Origin of the sequence: Sphingobacterium sp. SGR-19, assembly GCF_011043555.1 — a bacterium.
Lineage (GTDB): Bacteria > Bacteroidota > Bacteroidia > Sphingobacteriales > Sphingobacteriaceae > Sphingobacterium.
This window is the reverse complement of the sequence record NZ_JAAKGS010000013.1, coordinates 79457-104966: the sequence shown is the minus strand read 5'-3', so window position 1 is coordinate 104966 and position 25510 is coordinate 79457. Positions and strand designations below refer to the sequence as shown.

19 protein-coding genes are annotated in these 25510 nt (G+C 42.0%); 10 read left to right on the top strand and 9 right to left on the bottom strand.

Annotated elements, in window-relative coordinates; all coding sequences use genetic code 11:
* Nucleotides 1-17 precede the first annotated feature (17 nt).
* The 9 genes from G5B43_RS18660 to polA all read right to left on the bottom strand — a co-directional run bounded on the left by G5B43_RS18660 (nucleotide 18) and on the right by polA (nucleotide 11517).
* A complete protein-coding gene (locus tag G5B43_RS18660; protein ID WP_165296319.1) occupies nucleotides 18-770 on the bottom strand; it encodes a shikimate dehydrogenase family protein in 753 nt (250 codons plus the stop codon).
* Nucleotides 767-2176, bottom strand: coding sequence for a tetratricopeptide repeat protein (locus G5B43_RS18655; RefSeq protein ID WP_165296318.1), 1410 nt, complete (start codon nucleotides 2174-2176; stop codon nucleotides 767-769). Before G5B43_RS18655 ends, G5B43_RS18660 begins: the two co-directional genes overlap by 4 nt.
* A 220-nt stretch (nucleotides 2177-2396) precedes the next feature.
* Nucleotides 2397-3782, bottom strand: a complete 1386-nt coding sequence (locus G5B43_RS18650; protein WP_165296317.1) for an OmpA family protein — start codon at nucleotides 3780-3782, stop codon at nucleotides 2397-2399.
* A gap of 246 nt (nucleotides 3783-4028) precedes the next feature.
* Nucleotides 4029-5039, bottom strand: coding sequence for an inorganic phosphate transporter (locus tag G5B43_RS18645; protein ID WP_165296336.1), 1011 nt, complete (start codon nucleotides 5037-5039; stop codon nucleotides 4029-4031).
* Between the two features lie 33 nt (nucleotides 5040-5072).
* Nucleotides 5073-5720 (bottom strand): DUF47 domain-containing protein, encoded by a 648-nt coding sequence (locus G5B43_RS18640; protein WP_165296316.1) that lies wholly within the window; start codon nucleotides 5718-5720, stop codon nucleotides 5073-5075.
* Nucleotides 5721-5791: 71 nt separating this feature from the next.
* Entirely contained in the window at nucleotides 5792-6826 is a 1035-nt protein-coding gene (locus G5B43_RS18635) for a sensor histidine kinase (protein WP_165296315.1), read from the bottom strand.
* 61 nt (nucleotides 6827-6887) lie between these two features.
* Nucleotides 6888-7541, bottom strand: a complete 654-nt coding sequence (locus G5B43_RS18630) for a phosphatidylserine decarboxylase family protein (protein ID WP_165296314.1) — start codon at nucleotides 7539-7541, stop codon at nucleotides 6888-6890.
* Between the two features lie 51 nt (nucleotides 7542-7592).
* Nucleotides 7593-8711: a toxin-antitoxin system YwqK family antitoxin gene (locus tag G5B43_RS18625; protein ID WP_165296313.1), complete on the bottom strand. Its 1119-nt coding sequence runs from the start codon at nucleotides 8709-8711 to the stop codon at nucleotides 7593-7595.
* A gap of 4 nt (nucleotides 8712-8715) precedes the next feature.
* On the bottom strand, nucleotides 8716-11517 hold the full coding sequence (polA, locus tag G5B43_RS18620) for a DNA polymerase I (RefSeq protein ID WP_165296335.1): 2802 nt from the start codon (nucleotides 11515-11517) through the stop codon (nucleotides 8716-8718).
* Nucleotides 11518-11942: 425 nt separating this feature from the next.
* Here polA and rsgA point away from each other — a divergent pair, with 425 nt between their 5' ends.
* The 10 genes from rsgA to rfbB all read left to right on the top strand — a co-directional run bounded on the left by rsgA (nucleotide 11943) and on the right by rfbB (nucleotide 25503).
* On the top strand, nucleotides 11943-12863 hold the full coding sequence (gene rsgA / locus G5B43_RS18615) for a ribosome small subunit-dependent GTPase A (protein WP_165296312.1): 921 nt from the start codon (nucleotides 11943-11945) through the stop codon (nucleotides 12861-12863).
* A 92-nt stretch (nucleotides 12864-12955) separates the two neighbouring features.
* Complete coding sequence (locus G5B43_RS18610) at nucleotides 12956-14743, top strand: hypothetical protein (RefSeq protein WP_165296311.1); 1788 nt, start codon at nucleotides 12956-12958, stop codon at nucleotides 14741-14743.
* A 36-nt stretch (nucleotides 14744-14779) separates the two neighbouring features.
* On the top strand, nucleotides 14780-16558 hold the full coding sequence (locus G5B43_RS18605) for a TrkH family potassium uptake protein (RefSeq protein WP_206367424.1): 1779 nt from the start codon (nucleotides 14780-14782) through the stop codon (nucleotides 16556-16558).
* An 89-nt stretch (nucleotides 16559-16647) separates the two neighbouring features.
* A complete protein-coding gene (locus G5B43_RS18600; RefSeq protein ID WP_165296310.1) occupies nucleotides 16648-17334 on the top strand; it encodes a potassium channel family protein in 687 nt (228 codons plus the stop codon).
* A gap of 96 nt (nucleotides 17335-17430) precedes the next feature.
* Nucleotides 17431-19896, top strand: coding sequence for a YfhO family protein (locus tag G5B43_RS18595; protein WP_165296309.1), 2466 nt, complete (start codon nucleotides 17431-17433; stop codon nucleotides 19894-19896).
* 42 nt (nucleotides 19897-19938) lie between these two features.
* Complete coding sequence (locus G5B43_RS18590) at nucleotides 19939-21219, top strand: replication-associated recombination protein A (RefSeq protein ID WP_165296308.1); 1281 nt, start codon at nucleotides 19939-19941, stop codon at nucleotides 21217-21219.
* 405 nt (nucleotides 21220-21624) lie between these two features.
* On the top strand, nucleotides 21625-22173 hold the full coding sequence (locus G5B43_RS18585; protein ID WP_165296307.1) for an exonuclease domain-containing protein: 549 nt from the start codon (nucleotides 21625-21627) through the stop codon (nucleotides 22171-22173).
* A gap of 4 nt (nucleotides 22174-22177) precedes the next feature.
* A complete protein-coding gene (locus tag G5B43_RS18580; RefSeq protein WP_165296306.1) occupies nucleotides 22178-23170 on the top strand; it encodes a mannose-1-phosphate guanylyltransferase in 993 nt (330 codons plus the stop codon).
* A 129-nt stretch (nucleotides 23171-23299) separates the two neighbouring features.
* Nucleotides 23300-24079, top strand: coding sequence for a tyrosine-protein phosphatase (locus tag G5B43_RS18575; RefSeq protein ID WP_165296305.1), 780 nt, complete (start codon nucleotides 23300-23302; stop codon nucleotides 24077-24079).
* Nucleotides 24080-24450: 371 nt separating this feature from the next.
* Nucleotides 24451-25503: a dTDP-glucose 4,6-dehydratase gene (rfbB, locus tag G5B43_RS18570; protein WP_165296304.1), complete on the top strand. Its 1053-nt coding sequence runs from the start codon at nucleotides 24451-24453 to the stop codon at nucleotides 25501-25503.
* The last annotated feature ends 7 nt before the right edge of the window (nucleotides 25504-25510 follow it).

Genomic DNA, 25510 nt, shown 5'->3' with positions numbered 1-25510 from the left:
AAAATAGAAATAAATCCCTAACCACCTTCCTGATTCCAGATTTCCCAGTTCTTCTCGGCTTGAAAAATTAGCATTTCATGACCGTTTTTGATAGCTGCACCACGCTCTTTCCCTTTTTTCAAAAAAGTTGTTTCTTCCGGATTATATATTAAATCATATAGAAGGTGCGCAGAACCGATCCCATCGTATGGAATATCGGGTGCATCTAGTACGTTAGGAAAAGTCCCAACTGGAGAACAATTGATGAGCAACTTATGCGATGCGATAATATCTTCGGTAAGATCATGATAAGTAAGATCTCCTTTGTTACTACTTCGACTGACGATTTTAAAATCGATACCAAGTTTACCCAGTACATAAAACACAGACTGTGCCGCTCCTCCATTTCCAAGGACTAAAGCGCTCATATGTTGAGGCGTTAAAAGAGGTCGTAATGATTGTTCGAATCCGAATGCATCCGTATTAAAACCCTTAAGAAAGGGTTTTCCACCCTGCCACCGTACCTGTACACAATTAACCGCGTCGATCTCTGCTGCTTCTGGAGAAAACTCGTTCAAAAACTGCATGACATTACGTTTATGCGGAATCGTAACATTGAACCCATAAAAAGCCGGGTCTCGCTCATATAGCGAGGGGAAATCAGAGATATCCTCAATAGGATACAGATCATAGTGAATGTCTGTAATATTTTCGCGTTCAAACTTTTCCAAATAAAACTTTTTCGAAAAGGAATGCGAAATAGGATAACCGATTAGTCCAAGTTTCTTCATGGGTTATTTGTATACTTGTTGATGATATCGACAATAATCTTGTTACCCTGTAATTGTGGTAAATAATCGAACAGAATGTGAAATTTATCTGGATTGGTAGCTAATCCCAATTCCAAAAAGTTCAGCGCTTCGTTATATTTTCCTTGCGCGAATAGATAAGCAACTAACCTATAATAGAGATCCGATGCTTCCGGATTCTGCTTAATGGCATCTCCGATGACGTCAATAGCTTCTGCATATTTACCCTGCTCAAAGTAGATGGAGGAAAAGTCTAGCCAAGCCTCTACATCCGTGGGATTAAGCTGTACCACTTTATTATAGGCAAACTCCGATTCCTCAAACTGTTTTAATTTATACCGGGCATCTGCAATTGCAAACCAGTAGTCTGGATTGGTATCTTCAAGCTCCAATGCCTTTTTGTAAAAATGGAGCGATTCGAAGTATCGGTCATCAAAATCTAAGGTCACGCCGATTCCAAACCAGGCATCTGCCAAAAGCGGATCTAGTTTAACGGCCTTTTTGTAATTTTCCCGAGCCTCATCCATCTGCTCTAGCTTTTCATAACATTCGCCTATGGCACAATATACGTCGGCAGTGGGACGCTCGTATTCAAAAGTCTGCTTATAAACGCCGATGGCTTCTGTGTATTTTTGTAGGTTGACGAGTACATTACCCTTGTTAAAGTAAGCTGGAACAAAAGACTCATTGATAAGGATAGCGTAATCATAGGCGTCTATCGCGTCTCCAAAGTTGTCCATTCGTTCGTATACTAATCCTAGATTAAACCAGGCGGCATACGAGTACGGGTCTGAATCTATAAACGATTTATAGAATGTCACACTCTCTTCCGGCCTATCTACGATTTCATAACAAAATGCTAAGGCATGAAGTGCGTCGTCATTTTCCATGTTTGCTTCGAGCGATTTCTTAAGATAAGCTATAGCCTTTTCATATTCACCCTTAATCTGATAAAGCTCAGCTATTTGGAAATAGGCTTCGGCAGAATCCTCTCCCAATTCAATGGCATACAGGAAAAGTTGTTCGCCCTCTTCTACATCACCTTGTAATAGGGCTATATTCCCTTTTAAGAGGAATGCTTCTCCGCTATTAGGCTCCAATATTGTAGCCTTGTCCAATTCTTGCAGCGCCTTGTCTAACTGACTCGTCCGAACAAAAAGCTGTGCTTTCTTTAGCAGGAAGGTCGACTCATAGGGATGTTGACTTTTGGCATATTCCGCTACCTGGAGTGCCTTAATGGGATCATTTTTGTCTGTGTAGTATTCAATGATACTTTCAAAGGCCTTTGCATCAAAGAAATACTGATCCTGATTGCGAAGCATCTCCTCGTATCGGTCTACAGACAGCCTTTGTTCTTCCGGTGAGCCAAATTCGAAATCTTCTTCCATATCACTCCTTTCGTTTTTCTATAAGTGTTCTCTCTCAATCTATAACTCCCCACCACAGAAGAAATTTATGAAGAAAATGTGAGAACTAGTGATTTTGTTTTCCACATTTTCACATATTGCTCTGCAAAGATAGCGTAAATTATTGATAATAAATAGAAAAGCCGACCCCATTATAGGGGTCGGCTTTTATCTTGATAATTCTCTGTTAAGAAGGAATTATTTATTTTACTTTGATCTCAACACGACGGTTTTGGATACGACCTTCTTCTGTTGCATTAGATGCTACAGGGTTGTCTTCACCGTAACCAGTTGCTGTTACGCTTGAAGCAGATACACCAGCGTTAACTAGGTATTGTTTAACTGCGTTCGCACGGTCGTTAGATAAATTCATGTTGTAAGCTTCAGTACCTTCAGCAGAAGCGTAACCATCTAAGTTTACAGAAGAATTGTTATCGCGCAATTCTTTAGCCAATTTATCCAAAGTTGAGTAAGACTCAGTTTTCAATACAGAGCTATCAAACTCGAATTGAATAGGACTGTAGTAACCACCTTGAGTTGCGTTGTTTTGTGCAGTTTGCTCAGGGAATTTGATAGGACATCCTGAACCATCAACTGGCGTACCAGCAGGCGTGTTAGGACATTTATCGAATTTGTCAGATACACCGTCACCATCAGAGTCTTTGCTCAATTGATCAACAGTTCCTTCTAATGTAGATACACGTTGTTTCAATGCTTCAACTTCATTACGCAATGAAGGATCTTTCAACTCGTCGTACAATGTAGAAACAGGGTTTGTAAACGTTAAGCTTTCTTTGTCACGAGAACCTAAAGTAAACTCTAGACCACCGTAAACATTAGAGAAACGTTGTTTAGTATCTCCTTGTCTGCTTGGACCGTATAACCAAGCCTCGTCAGTGAAGTTCATGGTGTAACCTAAGTTCAAGGCAACCACTTCAGATAATTTGAATTTAACACCGACGCCTACCGGTACATACATACCTAGACGGAAGTCACGGTCACCTACAGCTTCACGATCACCGAAGATTTCAGATCCCCAGTTACCTTTATTGTCCCAAGCAACATTTTGGAAATCATTATCCGAATATTGTACAGGGTTAAACGCCATAACTCCCAAACCTACTTTAGCGTAGAAGTTAACTGCATTTTCTCTTCTTAAGAAATCGATCGTACCCAATTGGAATACACCGTTCAAGCTACCTGCCCAGTTTACTTCAGTTTCTGCAGAAGCTGCACCGTGAGGACCTTCAGTAGCAGGGCCAGATAAAGCATGGTTGTACGTTTTGATCTTACCGCGATTACCTTCCAATTCTAAACCAAACAAGTGAGAGAATTGTTTACGGATAGTCAAACCGTAGTACTCACCTACTTTGTTTTGGAAGTAACCCACTTTCTGACCGAAAGCATTGCTACCACCGATAACTGTGTTAGGCGTAGTGATACCACCTTGGATACCGATAGACCAAGTTCTGTATTGTGATCTTCCACCAAATACAGTTGGAGTTTGCGCTTGTGCGTGCTCAGCAAAGCCTAATGCGGCTACTAAAGACGCTGCAACAGCTGTTTTTTTAATTGTAGAATAGTTCATACTCTTGTTTTTAAGGTTATTAAAATTTTTAAATTGTTTCCTTTTTTCAAATTTAACATAACATTAACAATAACGATGCCAAAAAAAGCGAAGCTGTTGAAATTTTATGTTAAGAGCCAAATTTGTTGTTACACAACGAATTTGCCCGCGTAAAAGTATAGATATTATTTAGAATACCCAAATTTTTCGACTTTTTTTATCCGATTATCAATAAAAGAATACAGTTTGTAGTTTAACGCTTACACACTAAAGTATAAAGTGGATAATTGCCAAGGTTATTCCCCCTAATACGGCACTCACCGGGATAGTCAATATCCATGCCCACAATAAACTAATGGTAACTCCCCACCGTACTGCAGAAACCCGTTTCACTACTCCTACGCCGATAATCGAACCTGTAATCGTATGTGTAGTAGATACCGGGATTCCAAAATGCTCGGTTATACCTAGCGTGGCAGCACCCGCGGTTTCTGCAGCAACACCTTCCAATGGTGTTACTTTGGTAATTTTGGTGCCCATCGTCTTCACGATTTTCCATCCGCCGCTCATTGTTCCCGCAGCAATGGCTGCATAACATGATAGTGGTACCCACGCGGGCATAGCATCGAAATCCGGGATTACTTGTTCTGCGATCAAAGCAGTGGCAATGATACCCATCACCTTTTGTGCATCGTTTCCACCGTGGGCAAAGCTCAGTCCCGCCGAAGAAATTAATTGACCGACCTTAAACCACTTCTCTGCCGTTGATGGTCGGGCTTTCTTTGCAATATTCAAAATGATCAAGGTGATGATAACCGAGATGACCATACCAATGACTGGCGCCAGGACGATAAAGGAAGCGATTTTTAAAATTGCAGATTGATTAACGGCCGTAAGCGGATTGGCACCCATAAACCAGGCATAAGCCATCCCTGAACCGGCAAATCCACCAATAAGGGTATGTGACGAACTGGAAGGAATACCATAGTACCAGGTAAAAAGGTTCCAGGAAATGGCAGCCACTAGACCAGCAAATATAACTTCTAGTGTGATGTATTCTTCAAGGACTGTTTTGGCAATCGTGTTGGCTACTTTATGGTCGGTAAAATAGAAATAAGCTGCGAAATTCCATAGTGCAGCCCATAGTACAGCCATAAAAGGTGTTAATACTTTAGTTGATACGACCGTTGCGATGGAATTGGCTGCATCATGGAAGCCATTGATGTAATCGAATGCGATAGCCAAAACGACAACGACGATCAATAAGGTGGAAATCATCATAATATACTATGTTGCTTAATATTGGGAATGCTAGGCATTTTTAACTAATATACTTTCTAACACGTTTGCTACGTCTTCGCATTTGTCCGTCGCATCTTCCATTGCCGAAAGCACTTCCTTCGTCTTAATTAAGGTGATTGCATCTTTTTCATATTCGAAAAGTTCACTCATGGCCTTGTCAAATATATAATCGGCTTTATTTTCCACGCTGTTGATTCTAACACAGGAATCAGTGATATTACGAATATTTTTAAGATCTCTTAACTCGTTAAGTGCCTTTGCAACGTGATCTGTAGCTTCTAAAATTAAGTCCGCTATTTCTTTCATTGCCTGGCTCGGCGTTTCCACCTTATAAAGCTCCATACGATTGGATGCACCCTGTATAAAGTCAGCTACATCGTCCAACGAACTCGCAAGCGAATGTATATCTTCACGATCAAAGGGTGTGATGAAGTTTTTGCCTAATTCCAAGTGGATTTGATGCGTAATGTCGTCTCCTTTGTGTTCAAGATCTTCAATCTTTTTATTCAGTTCGGCGCGTTTGGACAAGTCTGTGGTATAGACCGACTCTTGCAATGCTTTTGCCATCACGATAAGGTTCGCACCTGCTTGTTCAAACAAAGGGAAAAATTTTTTGTCCTTTGGAACGAAATACTGAAAAATGCTATTTAAAGACATAGTGTTTTAATTTGTGCAAAAATATGAATGAAATGTTAAGTTAATGTTAAGTTTAATGCGTTTATCATATATTAGTTATGTTTGGGCGTTTCCAATGTAAAACCAAATGTCGTTCCAATACCCGCTGTACTACGCACGTTTACATTCTGTTCATGCGCTTCAATAATATGCTTCACGATCGCCAGACCCAGACCTGAACCGCCGACTTCGCGCGAACGGCTTGCATCCGTACGATAGAAACGTTCAAATACACGCGAAAGGTTTTTTTCATCAATACCAATACCATTATCAGTCACTTCTACCAAAACTTGTTCGAATAATGGAAAAATTGACACACTGGTCATGCCATCTTTTTTACCATACTTAATGGAATTATCCAATAGATTGATAAGCACCTGCTGGACGCGCTTACGATCCCCTTTGACGATGACAGGATGATTTAACTTACCGGTGTATCGAATGCGTATATTATGTTGTTTGGCTTTGCCCTCTAAATCCTCTATACATTCTTTAATAAGCGCTACGATATCAAAATTTTCTAACGTTAAGGATATAATACCTGTCTCCAACTTGGATATCTCATCCAAATCTTGTATTAAATAGCTAAGACGGTCAAGATTGCGGGCCGCTTTTTCTAAAAAATTTCTGGCCATTTCAGGATCATCGTCCAATAGACCGTCTTGTAATGTTTCAACATAGCCTTGGGTAGCAAACAAGGGGGTTTTAAATTCGTGGGAAATATTGGAAAGAAATTCTTTACGGAATTTAGCCTGTTCCCGTAGCTTGTCAAGCTCTGATATACGTTGTTTAGCCCAATTTTGTACTTCCCTTTCTGCATCACGGATCGGATCGTCCGTTATTTGTTCGCCTAATGCATCTTTAAGACCTTTCCCTAACTTCAGATTGCGGATAAGCTTGTATACATTTCGGATTCTTTTGTATACAAATCGTTCGAATAGGTTGAGCAAGATGACATAACAGATTAGGGCGACTGTAACAAATATCAATATTGATACAGTTAGGCTTCCTCTATGAAAATAGTCAATTGCCGCAGCTAGGAGCCCGATACTGCTTGATATAAGGAGGGTAAAGATGCTCAGATTCATGAAACTTCTTTTAACGAGTATCTAAAGTACGAAACCTGAGGCAATTTATCGTAAGCTTATATTATATTTTTGCGATTACTGTTTTCCCACCAACGACTTTATCGCCGATATTTACGGTAACTTCCGTGCCTAATGGCAAAAACAAATCCACACGGGAACCAAATTTGATGAACCCAAACTCTTCACCTTGTGCCACATCATCGTTTTCCTTCACATACCATACGATACGCCTTGCCATAGCACCCGCAATCTGCCGGAATAGTACCTCGATATGAGATTCGTTTTGTACAACAATGGTCGTCCTTTCATTATCTGTGGATGATTTCGGATGCCATGCCACCAAAAATTTCCCCGGATGGTACTTAAAATACGATACCACACCGCTGATCGGGTTACGGTTGACGTGTACATTTATAGGGGACATAAAAATGGAAACCTGTATTCGTCGATCTTTAAAATATTCGGTTTCTTCTGTTTCTTCGATTACCACGACTTTTCCATCTGCCGGGCAGAGCACAATTTGTTCGTCCGGTGTAATCCGCTTGATGGGGCTTCTGAAAAATTGGAGAATAGCAACAAGCAAGAATGCCGAAAGCGCATATAAAAACCATTTAAGGTAAACAGATGCATCGTAATAGTCGGCCAGCGCATTAATCACGAACACAAACAATACAACGATTGCCAAACTGGTATATCCTTCTTTATGGAATTTCATCTCGTAATGGGTAAACTTTTTTACAAAGATAACATACTTCGGCGAAATCAGCTAAGGTTGTTTTTCCCTTACGATCCGAAAGCTATGAAAATGGAATTGTCCTGCGCCATTGATACTGAGATTTCCATAAACCGTCAGCGTATCCGCTGTCGCGTTTCCCTTTTGGTCAAGGGAGGGAAAGTAAAAGGGGATTTCATTAATTGCCATCTCTAGATAGCGGTTTAGCTCTTTTGTCGTTAGTGAGTCTTTTAATGTAACACTAGTTGGATTTCCCTCCTCGTCCAATAGTATTTCGTAACTAAATTTATCTTCCATATTCGTAAGTGTTGGGCTGCTTCTCAGCATAGCACTGAATTTTTCTGATAAATACGTATTGAATCCGCTATGATCATCAAAGCTGCACGGCTTGGATAATAGCCTCTCGGCCGTATAGAAATACGATGTCGGAATAAATGCCATCGGCGTCCGGTAGGTTGCATCCAAGAAGAGGTTGTAGCCTTCGTTCAGCATGCCTGAATCATCGAAAACCTCTTCCGTATATAATGTCTTTTTCTCGTTATGATCAATCATGTGGGTTGTCCAATATCCGCGAGGAACACCATTCCGTATTCTTCCCTTTCGCTCAAAAAAAGGATAACCGTATTCATTATAAAATGCAAAAGGCATCCGAAATTCATAACTACCGTTCCCCTCTGTTATTCGTTGTCGGCCTCTTCGGTCCCAAAAGGCCATAATTCGGACCGCTGCTTCATCATAATTGACGGTCAGCATCGGTTTCCCATCTGGATAATAATATTTCCAATCGCCAACAGGCCTATCCTGTACAAAGGTTACTTCCCATTTCAATGTACCATCCGGATGATAGGCTTTAAATGGCCCTTCTTTTACGCCTTGATTATGGTACCCCGTGAGTACAACCGTTCCGTTTCGGTCAAAATCTCGGAAGTCAGCATGGAATACATTCTTATCCACAATAAACTGCGATACGCGTTCAATAGATTTAAATGCACAGTCTTTGTCTACCAAGTAGTAGTAATCATCAAAATAGAACCGTACAAGACCCATGGGTGCTTTTTCGAATAGCGTTATATTCCCCGTCGTGTCCAGCTCTTGTCCTTTCGCAAAGAGCGTAGTAAATGATAAAATAAGAAATAATCCTATACGCTGCATATCTTTAATGTGCTTCGAGCCAATTGTTTCCAGTGCCTGCCTCTACCTCAATAGGTACCTGTAGTTCAATGGCATTTTTCATGCGCTCGGTGACGATGGAAGATAGCTGCTCCACCTCTTCCTTTGGAACATCAAACACCAATTCATCATGTACCTGCATAATCATTTTGCCCGTTAACCCTTTCTCAACGATGTCCTGCTGAATATTAATCATCGCGATTTTAATCAAGTCCGCTGCAGAGCCCTGTATAGGCGCATTGATTGCGTTTCGTTCGGCGAAGCCCCGAACGGTCATGTTCGCAGAATTAATATCTCTCAAATAACGCCGGCGCTTCAAAATAGTTTCCACATAACCATGTTCTTTAGCAAACTCGATGGCTTTTCGCATATACTCCTGGATGCCCGTATATTGTGAAAAATATTGGTCGATGATAGCGGCAGCATCTCTCCGTGGAATGCCAAGACTTTGTGAGAGGCCAAACGCCGACTGGCCATATATTATTCCAAAGTTTACTGCTTTCGCATTTCTACGCTGGTCCGCGGTTACCTCTTCCAATGGTATCCCATACACACGTGCAGCGGTGGCACGATGGATGTCATGTCCGGCAGCAAACGCGTCCAACATATTTTTATCCTGGCTGAGCGATGCCATCAAGCGAAGCTCGATCTGGGAATAGTCGGCAGATAAGAGTACATTGCCCGATTTCCGTGGGATAAATGCTTTCCGAACCTCGCGTCCTCGTTCTGTCCGGATCGGGATGTTCTGTAAATTCGGATTTGTAGAACTCAACCTTCCCGTTGCAGCGACTGCTTGGTTGTAAGACGTATGTATTAATCCGGTTTCTGGATGAATTAGGCCGGGCAGAGCATCCACATAGGTTGATTTCAACTTTTGTAGTTGTCGGAAATCCAGTATATCCTTTACGATATCCGATTTGTGTGCTAATGCCAGCAGCACATCCTCACCCGTCTTATATTGCCCTGTTTTGGTTTTCTTCGCTTTAGGATCGAGATGCAATTTGTCAAAGAGTATTTCACCCAACTGTTTTGGAGAAGCAATATTAAATTGTAAACCCGCTTTTTCGTATATAACTTGTTCTAGTCGTCTAATATCTTCATCAAGTGATAAGGAGAATCCTTGTAATGTATTTACATCGATTTTTACCCCATTTTTTTCGACTTCGGCAAGGACATAGATCAGTGGGAATTCGACTTCCTCTGCCAAGCGCATGGTGTGTGTTTCCTCCAACAAAGGCTTTAGGATCTCATGTAGCTGCCAAGTAATGTCGGCATCTTCGCCGGCATACTCCACCACTTTTTCGACTTCTACATCCCGCATATTAGCCTGTTTTTTACCTCTCGGACCGATAAGCTCGGTGATCGAAACCGGCGTGTATCCCAAATAATTCTCTGCCAAAATATCCATATTATGGCGTGTATCTGGATCAATAAGGTAATGTGCGATCATCGTGTCAAATAAGGGACCTTGTACACGGACACCATAGCGGGATAACAAAAGAATATCGTATTTTAGGTTCTGTCCTACTTTTTCAATCCGAGAATCTTCGAAGACAGCTTTAAAAATATCAACGATAGCTTGGGCATCGGTATGATCTGCCGGTGTAGGTACATAATAGGCTTTGCCCCTTTCGAAAGCAAAAGAAAAGCCAACGATATCGGCCGCTAAGGCATCGACGGAAGTTGTTTCTGTATCAAAGCAAAATTTTGAAAGTGTGGCCAATCGCTGTGCTAATTTTTGCTGCTTTTCTTCGGTATCTACCAATATATACTCGTGTGGTGTGTTATGTATATTTAAGCCGGCCACAACGGGCTCTGTAGGCGATACAGCAGAAGTTACAGCGGGTTCGGATGGCGTCGGTGCGAATAAATCCATCTGACCGGACGGGTTTTTGGCAGCGCTTTCCACGACATTGTAGTCATCGCCAAATACCCGTTTGCCTAGCGTACGAAATTCCAGTTCGGCAAAAAGAGGTTCTAATAATGCGCGGTCAGGCTCTTCTAGTTCCAATCGTTTCTCGTCCAGTTCTACCGGCACATCCAGTAAGATGGTCGCGAGTTTTTTAGATATAAGTCCCTGTTCGGCAAAACTTTCTACATTTTCCCGTTGTTTACCTTTCAATTCATGGCTATTTTCAATGAGCTTTTCTATCGAGCCGTATTGTTGGATGAGTTTCTTTGCCGTCTTTTCACCTATACCCGGAATGCCCGGGATGTTATCGACGGCATCACCCCAAAGCCCGAGAATATCAATGACCTGCGATACATCCGTGATTTCCCATTTCTCCAAAATTTCAGGTACACCCAAAACCTCTGCTCCGTTACCCATACGGGCGGGTTTGTAAATAAATATCTGATCGGATACCAGCTGCCCGAAATCTTTATCAGGTGTCATACAATAAACAGTGAAACCCTCGCTCTCCGCTTTTTTTGCCATGGTTCCGATGATATCATCCGCTTCATAACCGTCTTTTGTGATGATAGGAATGTTGAAACCCTCAATAAGGCGGAAAATATAAGGAATAGATTTTACCAGATCTTCCGGCATAACTTGCCGCTGTGCTTTGTAAGCCTCAAATTCAAGATGCCGGTTGGTAGGCGCTTCTGTGTCGAATACCACGGCAATATGCGTAGGCTTTTGGTTCTTCAAAACTTCCAATAAGGTATTCGTAAAACCCATAACAGCACCTGTATTGAGTCCGTAAGACGTCAACCGGGGAACCTTATTCAACGCGAAGTAAGCCCTATATATCAAGGCCATGCCATCTAGCAGAAATAATTTTTTCACCATTTAACAAAGATAATCTTCTTCCCCTTTTTTCTTGATAAAAAAAGGGACAAAAAATCAAGACTGAGTACGATTCTGCTATTTTTCCTTGGCTATTCCTAAACAGAATGAAACTCGCTGCGCTCAAACAACATCCTGTTTTTAACGGAATAACCTGCATAAAAATGGCCGCAGAACAGTACAAGGTCGTTTTAGAACGCATATCCGCATATTTTATTATTCCTGATTATCATACGCATTTGCACAATCCTCAATTAACCCTAGATGTCGCCTCTTTTTTGTTGAGTCTGTAGAATTCTGTTTTTGCACTATCCCATGAGGATTCAACAAAAAACAACGACGATTTTTTTGTTTCTTTTTTTGGGGGAAAAAAAGAAAACATACTTTTGCTCTATGGCAATATCTAAACAACATATTTTATAAATATGCGCGGCTTGGTAACGAAATCGACGGGAAGTTGGTACTTGGTGGAGAACGAAGAGGGTAAACGTATACCATGCCGTATCAAAGGTAAGTTCCGTACAAAGGGAATTAAGACCACCAATCCCATTGCCGTAGGCGATTGGGTTCATTACGAATTAGAGCCAGATCAAGATAGCGCGGTTATTACGGCACTCGAACCTCGTAAAAACTACATTATCCGTCGATCGATTAACCTTTCCAAGCAAGCCCAGGTCATCGGCGCTAATCTTGACCAAGCCATGCTCGTCGTAACGTTAGCGTCACCCCCTACTTCCCTTGGTTTTATAGATCGCTTTTTAGTAACCGCAGAAGCCTACGATATTCCGGCCTTTTTAGTATTCAACAAACTAGACCTGTTTTCCGAAGAAGGTTTGGAAATACTGGAAGACTATATGGCTATCTACGAACATATCGGTTATCCCTGCTATGCCGTGTCCGCCATGGAAAAGACGAACATCGAAGAAATACGTCTCCTGCTGCAAGATAAAACTACGTTGGTGTCTGGTCATTCAGGTGTCGGAAAATCGACGCTCATTAATGCGATAGAGCCGTCGGTGGCGTTAAAAACAGGTGAGATATCAGATTGGTCAGATAAGGGAAAACATACAACGACTTTTGCCGAAATGATTAATCTTTCCGTCGGTGGAAAGCTTATTGACACGCCCGGCATAAGAGAATTGGGTATCGTTGATATTGAGAAAGCAGAACTGGGTCATTTTTTTCCTGAAATGCGCGCGCGTTTAAATGAATGCCGTTTTCATAATTGCCGGCATATCAATGAGCCCGGATGTGTTGTACTCGAAGCCGTTGAAAGCGGCGAAATCGAATCCTCCCGTTACGATAGCTATTTAAGTATATACCATAATCAAGACACTAGGAATTAAAAACAAAAGAAAAAACGTAACCAAAACATAAATAGATATTAAATTGTTGTTAAGAAGTAATTAGCAAGCATAATTTAAGAATCATAGCATATATGAAACCAATCTGGAAATGGGTCATTGGCATTCTTGTATTGATTGTTGTGGCTTTCGGGGGAATATCTTGGTATTTTTCGCGTAACTGGAAACCTATAGTTGAAGAAAAATTAAAAGAACTGGTTCAAAATTCGACAGATAGTCTGTACAGCTTGACGTATGAAGACCTTGACATGACCATTGCTTTGGGGAATGTTACCTTAAAAAACGCAGTTTTAAAAGCAGATACACAAGTATATGCTCGTATGGAAGCCGCGGAGCTTGCACCAGACAATCTTTACAATATCGAAATCAAAGAGCTGAAAGTAAGGCGTTTTGGCATCTTGAATGTGCTCCGCAATAGAGAATTGAACATTAAATCTATTGACTTAACCGATCCCCATATTCATTTAACAAATAAATACCATGCCTATAATGATACGGCCGCCGTCGAAAAGCCTAAAAAAAGCTTATATGAAAGCGTAAAGCAGGTGTTTAATTTGGTGAATATCGGAAAGATAGACATCGAAAATGCCGCATTTAAATATACAAAGCTGACAGATAGCAGGTCGACCGACTTTGGCTTAGACAGTGTTCAGATTCGTGTGGAAGATATTTTAATAGATGAAAATGCGCAAGCAGATACCTCCCGTCTTTATTACACCAAGCTGATTGAAGCTATTGTGCCCGGATTTGAATACACGTTTTCGAACGGATTTTACATGGCCAAGTTTGACACGTTGAAAATCAATACGCAGGAGCAAACCCTCCTATTAACCAATGTGAATTACAAGCCAGTGTTGGATAAAGCGACTTTTTATAAGAAGCATGGCAAAAATGTGACACGTGCCGATCTGCATTTTGATACGCTTTACTTAGAAAAGCTGGATTTTAAGCAATTGATTGAAAAGCAGCATACCGTAGCTCATCGTGCATTTGTAAAAAACGGATACGCGAAGTTATATGGAGACAAACGATACCCTAAACAGCCTGTTAACCAAATTGGCCAAGCACCTCATCAGAAACTGATGCGGGTTAAAAAATTGATCCACGTAGATACTGTCCTCGTCAAGGATGTAGATGTGGTGTATGGTGAAATGAGCGGTAAGTATCACCGAGAAGGCGAGATTAGCTTTGATGGGGTAACAGGCACGTTGACCAACGTCACCAATGACACCCTTACATTGTCGAAAGACAAATATATGCGAGCCGATTTGTTTGCGAAGATCATGGGGAGGGGTAACTTACATGTCAAATTCGCTTTTGATATGTTGAGCAAAACGGGAGAATATAATTACCAAGGTACGTTAGGGAGCATGGGCGCGACGGCGTTCAACCGTATCCTAGATCCATTATTGAATGTCGGCATTCGGTCGGGTAATATACGCGGTATCCGCTTCGATATCAGCGGAACAGACTATCGCAGCCGTGGCGACTTCCGCTTCGACTACGATAACCTTAAAATCGATCTTAAAGCTGATCCAGGTAAACCGAAGAAAAAGAGTTCGTTGAAGATAGCATCGTTTCTAGTTAATCAGCTCATAATAAATGATAGTAATCCCGATGCAAATGAGAAATATCACGTCGGAAAGGTGAATCATCGTCGTGTCCCAGAACATACGTTCTTCAAGAATCTGTGGGAGAGTTTGCTAGACGGAATCAAACAAACCGCCGGAATCAGCAAAGAACGCGAAGAAAAATGGAAAGAGCGGGCGGAAGTGGCAAAAGAAACCGTGGAACGCACGAAAGAAACAACACAACAAACAAAAGGTTTTTTTAGGGGTTTATTCAAAAAGAAAGAAAAATAGGGCGGAAGGAGCTTAGAAAGAGAAGAACTTTCAAGAATGCATGCAATCATCGGGTTTTTAAGATTTTTACTGAAATATAGAAACAAATTAGTGGATCGAACCATGTTCTATTTGAGCATGGTATGTGCCTTGATGACCTTGGCCCATATTGGCTACATTACCGATAAACAGCTTGTGGAAACTTCGGAAGACACCGTCATCGCGATGTTCTATTTCCTCTTTATACTCGGTGCCCTCCGGACAGTCGCGGCTATCCTGGCCGAGCGGAAGATCAACGTATCCCATATATCCGGCTTGGTGCTGCTCGTCTACTTCCTGATTGTCAGTGTTTCCCGAGTAGTAGATTGGGGATATCTTGCCAAAATGGAATGGGTGTACGTGGGTATTGTATTGGTTTTCCTGTCCGAATTATCGCGTAACACGCTCTTTTTCGATAATTTCTATTTCAATCCCACCATCCTATTCGTGATCAGCTTCCTCGCGCTCATTCTATTGGGAACGGTACTGTTGATGCTGCCCCGAACCACAATCGTTGCTCCGCTGAGTTTTGTAGATGCTCTTTTTATGGCCACAAGTGCCGTTTGTATTACCGGGCTTACCGTAACCGATATATCCACGAACTTCTCTGTTTTCGGACAGAGCGTCGTTATGCTGCTCATCCAGATCGGTGGGCTGGGGATTATGACGTTCACGGGCTTTTTCGGTTATTTTTTCTCAGGTGGCTTTTCCTATAAAAATCAGCTGATGTTCGGCGAAATATTGGGGGAGAATAAACTGAATTCGGTTATCTCTACCCTATTTACCATTATCTTTATTACGCTCTTTTTTGAGTTGATTGGGGGCTTGTTTATTTTCTTTTCACTAGATGCGGCGCAATTTGAATCTATCGGCGAGCGTATCTTTTTTTCGGCGTTCCATGCGATCTCGTCTTTCTGTAACGCCGGATTTACCATTCTGCCAGAAGGTATGGGAAACGAGGCGTATCGATTCAATTATGGCTTTCAATTAACCATTATGTGCTCGTTTATATTGGGCGGATTAGGATTTGGGACAGTATACAATTTTTATACTTTCTTGAAACAGAAAGCCAAGCAGTTGGGACATAGGCTGTTCCGTCGCCAACCATATATCCATAAGCCACGAGCATTTACGTTTAACACGCGTTTTATGTTATTGTGCAACGGCATCGTCTTGGTATTGGCAACGATCTCCTACATTCTACTGGAACAGCGCCACACGCTTGTTGACGATTCCTCCACGATAGGTAAATGGGTTACTTCGTTGTTCATGGCAAATTCTTCCCGGACGGCCGGATTCGACAGCGTGGATATTAACTTTGTCGCTACACCCACCTTGATCATGATGGTCACATTGATGTGGATGGGAGCGTCGCCGGGTTCGACCGGAGGAGGCGTGAAAGTCACAACAGTAGCCTTAGCTTTAATGAATATCATAGCTCTCGCGAGAGGAAAAGAATCCATCGAGATCTATAAGCGACGGATAGCGACGGAATCCGTAAACAAAGCATTCGCGATTATCTTGCTCTCTGTGGTAACCATTACACTGAGCTTTGTGTTAATGAACTTCGCAGATCCCCAGCAGGAAATGAAAGCGCTCCTTTTTGAAGTCGTATCAGCCTATTCCACCTGCGGCTTGAGTTTGGGTATTACCCCCTCATTATCGGCAACAGGCAAGATTATTGTGGCAGTCACGATGTTTGTAGGGCGAGTTGGCACATTAACATTATTGGTTGCTCTTATTAGGAACACCAAAAACAAAAGTTATATTTACCCTACTGAAAAGATTTTATTTTAATGAAATATCCATGATTGCAAACCACAAATACGGATGAATATACATTCTGGATATTCCATATGGTCTTTTAAAGACAAGTTAATATACATATGAAATACATAGTTTTAGGGCTCGGACACTTTGGAAAATCATTGGCGGTACACTTAACGGAATTGGGCCATGAAGTTATTGCAGCCGATAAAAAGCTGGCGATTGTGGAACAGCTTAAAGACAAGATAACCCATACGGTGTGTATGGATACGACAGACAGAGAGGCCATGACTGCGCTTCCATTAAAAGACGCCCATGCGGTGATCGTGGCGATAGGCGAAGATGAGGGCGCATCCTTACTGACGACAGCTCTGCTAAAGCGGCTGAATGTAAAACGGATCATAGGGCGAGTCGTTTCTGAATTACAGAAAACCGTGCTCGAGGCCATGCAGATAGACGACTATATCATGCCCGAAGAGGAAGCTGCAGAGCGATTAGCCATGCGTTTGGATAATGTCGATATTATTGATTCTTTTAAGATATCCGATCGATATAGCATCGTGGAAACACGTGTTCCCTCTAAATATGTAGGTATGACCTTAAGAGAAGCCAATCTCACTAATCAATTTAAAGTGATCGTCCTGACCACAGTAAAGTCCTATGAAGAGAAAGTAGATGGAAAGACCAGGCTCCGGAATGAAGCATCGGGAATCGCTAGATCGGAAACAAGATTAGAGGAAGGAGATCTGCTTGTGCTGTTTGGAGAACTTTCCAACATTCAGCGTTTAATACAAAAAACCGATTAATAGCCTTCGGATTCCAATTATTTATATATTTTTGGCGTTGAGGCCATTTTATCGGCTCAAGGACTAAGAATGAAGAACAAAAGATAACAAAACTATATGAAACAGTGGTTTAAGGAGAACTCAACACACCTTATCATTATCGCGATATTCATCGCACTGGTGTTTTTTTATTTCTCCCCAATATTTGGAGGTAAAACGTTGGTTCAATCCGATGTAGTTCAAGCCATGGGCAGCCAGCAAGAACTTTTTGATTATAAAGCAAAGGATGGACATGCCCCCAATTGGACCAACTCGATGTTCGGTGGTATGCCTACCTATCAGATCTGGTATGAACATGCCAACAATATAACGTCTTATATTAACAGAGGTATTAGCACGGTTTTCCCTGCTCCGACCGACATTGTCCTGTTATATCTGTTAGGCGGTTATTTCCTGTTTTCTGTACTTCGCATAAAGCCATGGCTGGCGGCCGTCGGCGCCGTTGCGTTGGCATTTACCTCCTACAACTTTATTTATATCGAGGCCGGGCATCTCAATAAGGCATATGCTATTGCGTATTTGCCACCGATTATAGGGGCTGTACTGCTGTGTTATCGCGGGAGCAGACTTTGGGGCCCCGTTTTACTTACCCTCTTTCTTGCTTTGGAAATTCGGTCAAACCATATCCAGATGACCTACTACCTGTTTATTGCGTTATTGGTGCTGGTAGGTTTTGAGCTCTATTATGCTATTCGGAGCAAACAATGGAAGCCTTTTTTGCAAGCGTCAGCTTTGCAGATAGGCGCTGTACTGGTGGCCGTTTTGGTGAATGCATCGGTCCTATTCCCTACCTACGAGTATAGCCAGCTAACGATTCGTGGAAAGGCCAATATCCAAAAAGTGGATGACAATGGAGGGAAAGGAGCCGGTCTCGACAAACAGTATGCCTATGACTGGAGTCAAGGCGTCGGCGAAAACATCACTTTCTTGATTCCGAATGCTTATGGAGGACGTACAGGTGGCGTATTGGACGGAAAATCCGAAGTCGCAAAAACCATGACGGGACTTGGTGTACCCGAGATGCAAGCGACACAGTTTGCAAGCCAGTTACCCACCTATTGGGGCGAGAAAATGTTTACCTCAGGACCATGGTATTTTGGAGCCGCTGTCATATTCCTTTTTATTTTAGGATTGGTTATCGTCAGAGATAAAATCAAATGGTGGATTCTTACCGCAACGATCTTGACTATCTTCTTAGCATTCGGACGTCACTTTCCATTAGTTTCCGATTTGTTTTTCGACTATTTCCCGATGTACAATAAGTTTAGGGCGGTGGAGTCTATTTTGGTCATCCCGGCTATCCTAATTCCCATATTGGCCATTTTGGGGGTAAACGAATTGTTTACCAATGCCGATCGGATTGCAAACCTAGATAAAAAAGTCTTGTATACCTTTATTGGCGTCGGTGGATTCTGTTTGCTGATTGCTTTCATGCCTAGCCTATTCTTGGACTTCAGAAATTCCCAACACCAACAACTGGTCTCGTCTTTAGAGCAAGCATTTGGCGATAAACATGCTGCCGGACAGGTAGCTAGCGCGTTAGTTAAAGATCGGGCATCGCTGGCAACGGCAGATGCGTATCGCTCCTTTTTTATTGTGTTGATTACATTTGGATTGGTATGGTTCTATATCAAGAAGAAGCTAAGCATGCCTCTTTTTGTTGGCATATTAGGTGTCGTCATACTCGCCGATTTATGGTCAGTGGATAAACGCTATTTAAACAACGATTCTTTCGTGGATGAGCGTACCTCCAATACCCGAATTCCCGAGCGGGAAGTCGATCAACTGGTTCGATTGGATAAAGATTTGAGCTATCGCGTGTTGGATCTAACAACCAATCCGTTTTCCGATGCACGTGCATCCTATTATCACAAGAATTTGGGTGGATACCACGCGGCCAAACTGATGCGGTTCCAAGAAGTGCTGGAACACCAATTTAATGGCGCTCTTAACGAGGATGTGCTGGATATGTTCAATGTACGTTATTTGATTACTAAAAATCCAGAAAACAATGCTGAACAGATCAAGCGCAGAAGCACCGCTGCGGGCAATGCTTGGTTTGTCGACAGGGTAACATTCGTCAACAGCAACGCACAGGAGATGCAGGCTATCAGCAGCTTCGATCCACAAAAGGAGGCATTCGTCCACGAAGAATTTAAGAATATGCTGAATACCGGCCGCCTTGGAAAGTCAGAAAATGCGGAAATCAAGTTAGTGTCTTATCATCCCGACACACTGAAATACGAATATACATCACCTACGGATGCCTTTGCGGTATTTTCTGAAGTGTTTTACGAAAAGGGATGGAAAGCTTATATCGATGGAGACGAAGTGCCGATCGTTCGGGCCGATTATATTCTCCGAGCATTACAAGTGCCTGGAGGAAATCATACGGTTGAGTTTATTTTTGCTCCGAAAACAATGCAAATTAGTAATATTGTTTCGTTAATTGCATCGGTTCTATTGGTTTTAGGTCTTGCCTTCGCCATTTGGAGAGGGAATCGTAGCGGGGCGAGACATTAGCCATTGTTCATGAATTGCTAAAGGAATTAGTATATTTGTGTTATGGCAACATCGATACCCTTAGCAGAGCGAATGCGCCCAAAAGGTCTTGCAGATTATATTGGGCAACATCATATTATAGGAGAAGGCGCTGTTCTTCGTAACGCTGTCGAGCAGAAAAATATACCCTCGATGATTTTTTGGGGGCCGCCGGGCGTCGGCAAAACGAGTTTGGCGCTACTTATTGCCCGTGAACTCGGCCGACCTTTTTTTTCGCTAAGTGCCATCCAATCAGGTGTCAAAGATATCCGCGAAGTAATTGATAAAGCAGACAAATTATATCAGTTTAATCAAGAGCAGCCTATTCTATTTATCGATGAGATTCATCGGTTTTCCAAATCTCAACAAGACTCCCTTTTAGGAGCGGTGGAGCGAGGATTGGTGACCCTTATTGGCGCGACAACCGAAAACCCTTCATTTGAAGTGATTTCCGCCTTGCTTTCCCGTTGCCAAGTATATGTGCTTGAGCATCTCTCCGAACAGGAACTGACCGCTATTTTGGAACAGGCCATTGAACGGGATAGTTACTTACAGGAACATCCCGTCCAAATAGAAGAATATGAAGCACTGTTTCGGCTTTCTGGCGGAGATGCCCGCAAGCTGCTGAATGTATTCGAACTTGTTGTCCACGCTGCCCACGCCCAGAAACAACCCATTACTAACGCGTTTGTACTCAAACAAGTACAGCAAAATATGGCGCTGTATGATAAGACCGGCGAGCAACATTACGATATTATTTCTGCCTTTATCAAGTCGATCCGTGGGAGCGATCCCAATGCCGCGATGTATTGGCTGGCGCGCATGGTAGAGGGCGGAGAAGACCCCTCGTTTATCGCTAGACGGTTACTCATTCTGGCTTCCGAAGATATAGGCAATGCCAACCCGAATGCTATGTTATTAGCAAACACCTGCTTTCAGGCCGTCAATGTTATCGGCTGGCCGGAATCCCGTATTATCTTGGCACAAACAGTCACCTATCTAGCATCTTCAGCGAAGAGCAACGCATCCTATGAAGCCATTGGTAAGGCTCAGGCATTGGTGCGGCAAACAGGCGATCTACCGGTGCCATTACACCTGCGGAACGCGCCAACCAAACTGATGAAAGAACTGGATTACGGTACAGCATATAAATATGCGCACAGCTATCCCGGCAATTTCGTAGAACAAGAGTTCTTCCCCGATAAACTCAGCGGAACAGTGCTTTATGATCCCGGAGACAACCCCTCGGAGAATAAAATCAGAGAATCCCTTCGCAGCAAATGGCGGGAGCGATATCGGTATTAATTTTCTTCTTTTTCCTCAAAAAAAGAAACAAAAAAAATCGCCACTTAAAAATTTTGATGGGAGGGATAGTGCATAAATTAGAATTCTACATATTTCAAAATTTTTGATGTGGCATTTAGGGTTAATAGGGGATTGTGCAATGTGTAATAAAAACGATCAATAAAAACTAATAGTTACGCGGATTAAAACGACCTAGCATTGTTCCGCGGCCAGCTTTACGCAGGATATTCCGTTAAAAACAAAATACTGTTTGAGCGGAGCGAGTTTATTTTGTTTAGGAATAGACAAGTAAAGGTAGCGGAACCATGCAAGTCTTGACTTTTTTGTTTCTTTTTTTGTCAAGAAAAAAAGAAAAAGAGAATGGTTATCTTTGTACAGTTTTTTAAAAAAGTTAAAATAGCATTAATGACCTTTACGGCAATAGATTTTGAACTCGCTACCGCAGCTTATACCAGTGTGTGTGCCGTAGGTATTGTGAAGGTGGAAAACAGTAAGATTGTGGACCAATTCCATAGTTTGGTTCGCCCTCCAAAAAACCAATACATGTGGCAGACAACCCGTGTACACGGTATTAAGCCAAAAGACACATTGACCGCACCGACGTTTTTGGAACTTTTTCCGACGATAGAGAGATACCTCAAAGGCAGTCGAATGGTGGCACATAATGAGAAATTTGACAGGGAAGTTCTTATAAAGACGATGAGATTGTACAACCTGGATTATAATGTGCTGCAGCTTTCGCCAATTTGGGAGTGTACGAGTGAAATATACAGATCAAAAGGATTTAAGCGGACCAAACTAAGCATCTGTTGCCGTATTATGGACATCGATCTGAATCACCATGACCCTCTGTCGGACGCCATGGCAAGCGCTCAGCTTTATCTTAAGCGTGATCAGATTACGACCGCTCTAATAGAAAAACACTTTCAAAAACAAGAACAAACCGAGATTTAAAATTATGGGAAAAATAGTAAATGTCATCTTATCGGGTGGAGTAGGCTCTAGGTTATGGCCGCTGTCGCGTAAGTCAAAGCCAAAGCAATATTTGTCGATCTTTAACGAAAAATCATTATTTGAACTTACGATCGAAAGAAATCAATCGGTATGTGACCATGTGGTTTTGGTCGGCTCTGTACAAAATATCGATTTAGCCAAGGAAGATTTAAAAGCCGTTTCGCACGATATTATCATCGAAACAGTCCCTCGAAATACAGCAGCAGCCATAGCGTTTGCCGCACTATCGCGCGATCCGGATGATATCCTGATTGTTACGCCATCCGACCACCTTATCGAAGGGGATGAACAGTATTTACAGGCTATCAAGCGAGGGATAGAGTTTGCAAAAGAGGGTAGTCTTGTCACTTTTGGAATAAACCCTACACGACCAGAGACGGGCTATGGTTATATAGAATCCGAAGGGAACGATGTCCTATCCTTTCGGGAGAAGCCCAATTTCGATACAGCAAAAGATTTCCTAAAAAGTGGTAACTTTTTGTGGAACTCGGGGATATTCTGTTTTAAGGCGTCGACCTATCTGCAGGAACTAGAGCGCTTTGATCCGAAAGTATATACAGCGTCAAAAGCAACTTTTGATGCGGCAAAAGCGGGCATTTTGGATGAAGAACTGTCCCGCAAAATACCATCAAAAAGCGTTGATTACGCTATTATGGAACGGAGCGATAGCATTAAGGTCGTACCATCGTTTTTCCATTGGTCAGATATGGGGTCGTTTGATTCGTTATATGATTACCTTGTTGCAAAGGGGCATCCAACGGATGAACACGGGAATATTGTTATCGGCGAAATTGGCAAGCACACCGTATTCTTAGGTCTACAAAATTGTGTAGTGGTTAATACAACAGATGCAGTTTTGATCATGGACAAAGCTTTTGCACAGGACGTAAAACATGTTTACGAGCTATTAGAAAAGGAAAATTCTCCGTTAATTTAACAATTATTTAATTAATAGTAGCGTTTTTGAGGCATTTCTCGTTTTATATGTGTAATATTGGCTGTATTATTGTGCTGGTATTAGAGACGAAAGTCAAAATGGGGAAGTAGCTAATTAAAATTATTAATAATGTCTTTTTGGAAAAACTTATTCAAACGTAATGCAAATCAAAATGAGGCTGTCGGAAAATTAGCATGGATCGGGGTAGACATGCATAACCATATCCTACCCGGCATCGACGACGGTAGCCCGGATATAGAACAATCCTTAAAACTTATCCAAGGGTTAAAAGAATTAGGAATTCAAAAATGTATATCGACACCGCACGTGATGCATGGCGTATACGACAATACACCGACCACTATTAAGGACACCCATGCAAAGCTAAAACAGGCACTTACCGATCAGGGAATCAAGTTTGATCTTCAATATTCTGCAGAGTATATGATCGACGATCAGCTAGAGACTTGGATCCAAAGCGGAAATCTCTGTCCACTACCAAATAGGCATATACTTATCGAAATGTCCTATTTGGCAGAATCCAAAGCACTTTTTCAGACTATTAAGGATATTCAGGAGAAGGGCTACCAACCAATTTTAGCACACCCAGAACGATATAATTACTATCACCAGAATTTCAAGGTATATAAAGAAATTAAAGATGCAGGTTGTTTACTGCAACTTAATCTGCTGTCCATCTCCCGATATTACGGAGAACCCGTCAAATCAATAGCGCTGACGTTGATAAAATCCGGCATGTATGATCTGGTTGGAACAGATATGCACCACAATAAACACCTTCACGCGCTTAAAATGGTTGCATTGAAATATGATACCTTTGATTTGTTGAAAGACAATCCCATAAAAAACGCCTCTATATTTGAAGATAGTCAGAAATTAGCGATATAGCTGTTCTTTTTCTCCGCGAAAAAGAACCAAAAAGCTCATCACTTCAGATATTTGACATATTGGATAGTGCAGAAAGAAAATCCCTACAGTCGTCAAATATCTGGATGTGACCTTTAAGGTTAAGGAGGGGATCATGCATAGCGTATCTAAAGTGTTTACTATAACTTTGCGTTTATGCGTATTTAATCGGCCTTATATTGTTTTGCGACCATTTTTAGGCAGGCTATTCCGTAAAAAACAGAATAATGTCTGAACGAAGTGAGTTTTATTCTGTTTTAGGAATAGATAAATAAAAATAGCAAAACTATATTCAGCCTTGATTTTTGTCCCCTTTTTATCAAGAAAAAGGGGAAAAGAATTATCTTTGAATTATGGACAAAACAATTTTCATCACAGGCGGAGCCGGGTTTATCGGATCCCACGTCGTTCGTGAATTTGTAAATAAGTATGCCAATTACCATATAGTTAATATTGATGCTTTAACCTACGCCGGTAATTTGGAAAACCTGAAAGATGTCGAGAGAAAACCTAATTATACCTTCGTCAAGCAAGATATCCGGGATGCAGAAGGCATATTGGCACTATTCAGATCCTATCAACCCGATGGCGTTATCCATTTGGCCGCCGAATCGCATGTAGACCGTTCTATTGCTGCGCCTACCGATTTCGTCATGACCAATGTGTTGGGCACTGTAAATCTTTTGAACGCTGCACGTGAAACATGGAAAGACGGCTATGAAGGCAAGCGCTTTCACCATGTATCGACAGACGAGGTGTACGGTACTTTAAGAGAAACAGGACTATTTACGGAGGATACCCCGTATGATCCGCATTCCCCTTATTCCGCCTCAAAAGCTTCCTCCGACCATTTCGTACGAGCTTATCAAGATACTTACGGGCTACCCGTTGTTATTACCAACTGTTCGAATAACTATGGCCCCAACCACTTTCCTGAAAAACTTATACCCCTTTGCATCCTTAATATACTGGACAACAAGCCACTACCCATATATGGTGACGGGAAATACACGCGCGACTGGTTGTTCGTGGTAGACCACGCACGAGCCATTGATCTGGTTTTCCACCAAGGGAAAAATGGAGAGTCGTACAATATTGGAGGCTTCAATGAATGGCAAAACATTGATCTCGTTAAAGAGCTATGCAAACAGATGGATGAGAAGCTCGGTCGAGCTTCAGGCACGTCGGAGAAATTGATTGCTTACGTAAAAGACCGTCCTGGGCATGACCTACGTTACGCTATTGATGCGAGCAAAATCAATACAGAACTGGGTTATACACCATCCGTTACATTTGAAGAAGGGCTTTCTCGTACTATTGATTGGTTTTTGGACAACCGGGAGTGGTTATCGAATGTGACCTCGGGAGGTTATCAGAAGTATTATGAAGAGCAATACGGCAAATAGCTTGTGA

Coding starts and splice junctions, on each gene's coding strand:
- G5B43_RS18595 (WP_165296309.1), top strand. CDS start 17,431: ATGAAACAGTGGTTTAAGGAGAACTCAACACACCTTATCATTATCGCG.
- G5B43_RS18640 (WP_165296316.1), bottom strand. CDS start 5,720: ATGTCTTTAAATAGCATTTTTCAGTATTTCGTTCCAAAGGACAAAAAA.
- G5B43_RS18630 (WP_165296314.1), bottom strand. CDS start 7,541: ATGAAATTCCATAAAGAAGGATATACCAGTTTGGCAATCGTTGTATTG.
- G5B43_RS18650 (WP_165296317.1), bottom strand. CDS start 3,782: ATGAACTATTCTACAATTAAAAAAACAGCTGTTGCAGCGTCTTTAGTA.
- rsgA (WP_165296312.1), top strand. CDS start 11,943: ATGCGCGGCTTGGTAACGAAATCGACGGGAAGTTGGTACTTGGTGGAG.
- G5B43_RS18610 (WP_165296311.1), top strand. CDS start 12,956: ATGAAACCAATCTGGAAATGGGTCATTGGCATTCTTGTATTGATTGTT.
- G5B43_RS18635 (WP_165296315.1), bottom strand. CDS start 6,826: ATGAATCTGAGCATCTTTACCCTCCTTATATCAAGCAGTATCGGGCTC.
- G5B43_RS18605 (WP_206367424.1), top strand. CDS start 14,780: ATGCATGCAATCATCGGGTTTTTAAGATTTTTACTGAAATATAGAAAC.
- G5B43_RS18585 (WP_165296307.1), top strand. CDS start 21,625: ATGACCTTTACGGCAATAGATTTTGAACTCGCTACCGCAGCTTATACC.
- G5B43_RS18600 (WP_165296310.1), top strand. CDS start 16,648: ATGAAATACATAGTTTTAGGGCTCGGACACTTTGGAAAATCATTGGCG.
- G5B43_RS18625 (WP_165296313.1), bottom strand. CDS start 8,711: ATGCAGCGTATAGGATTATTTCTTATTTTATCATTTACTACGCTCTTT.
- G5B43_RS18590 (WP_165296308.1), top strand. CDS start 19,939: ATGGCAACATCGATACCCTTAGCAGAGCGAATGCGCCCAAAAGGTCTT.
- G5B43_RS18655 (WP_165296318.1), bottom strand. CDS start 2,176: ATGGAAGAAGATTTCGAATTTGGCTCACCGGAAGAACAAAGGCTGTCT.
- rfbB (WP_165296304.1), top strand. CDS start 24,451: ATGGACAAAACAATTTTCATCACAGGCGGAGCCGGGTTTATCGGATCC.
- G5B43_RS18645 (WP_165296336.1), bottom strand. CDS start 5,039: ATGATTTCCACCTTATTGATCGTCGTTGTCGTTTTGGCTATCGCATTC.
- G5B43_RS18580 (WP_165296306.1), top strand. CDS start 22,178: ATGGGAAAAATAGTAAATGTCATCTTATCGGGTGGAGTAGGCTCTAGG.
- G5B43_RS18575 (WP_165296305.1), top strand. CDS start 23,300: ATGTCTTTTTGGAAAAACTTATTCAAACGTAATGCAAATCAAAATGAG.
- G5B43_RS18660 (WP_165296319.1), bottom strand. CDS start 770: ATGAAGAAACTTGGACTAATCGGTTATCCTATTTCGCATTCCTTTTCG.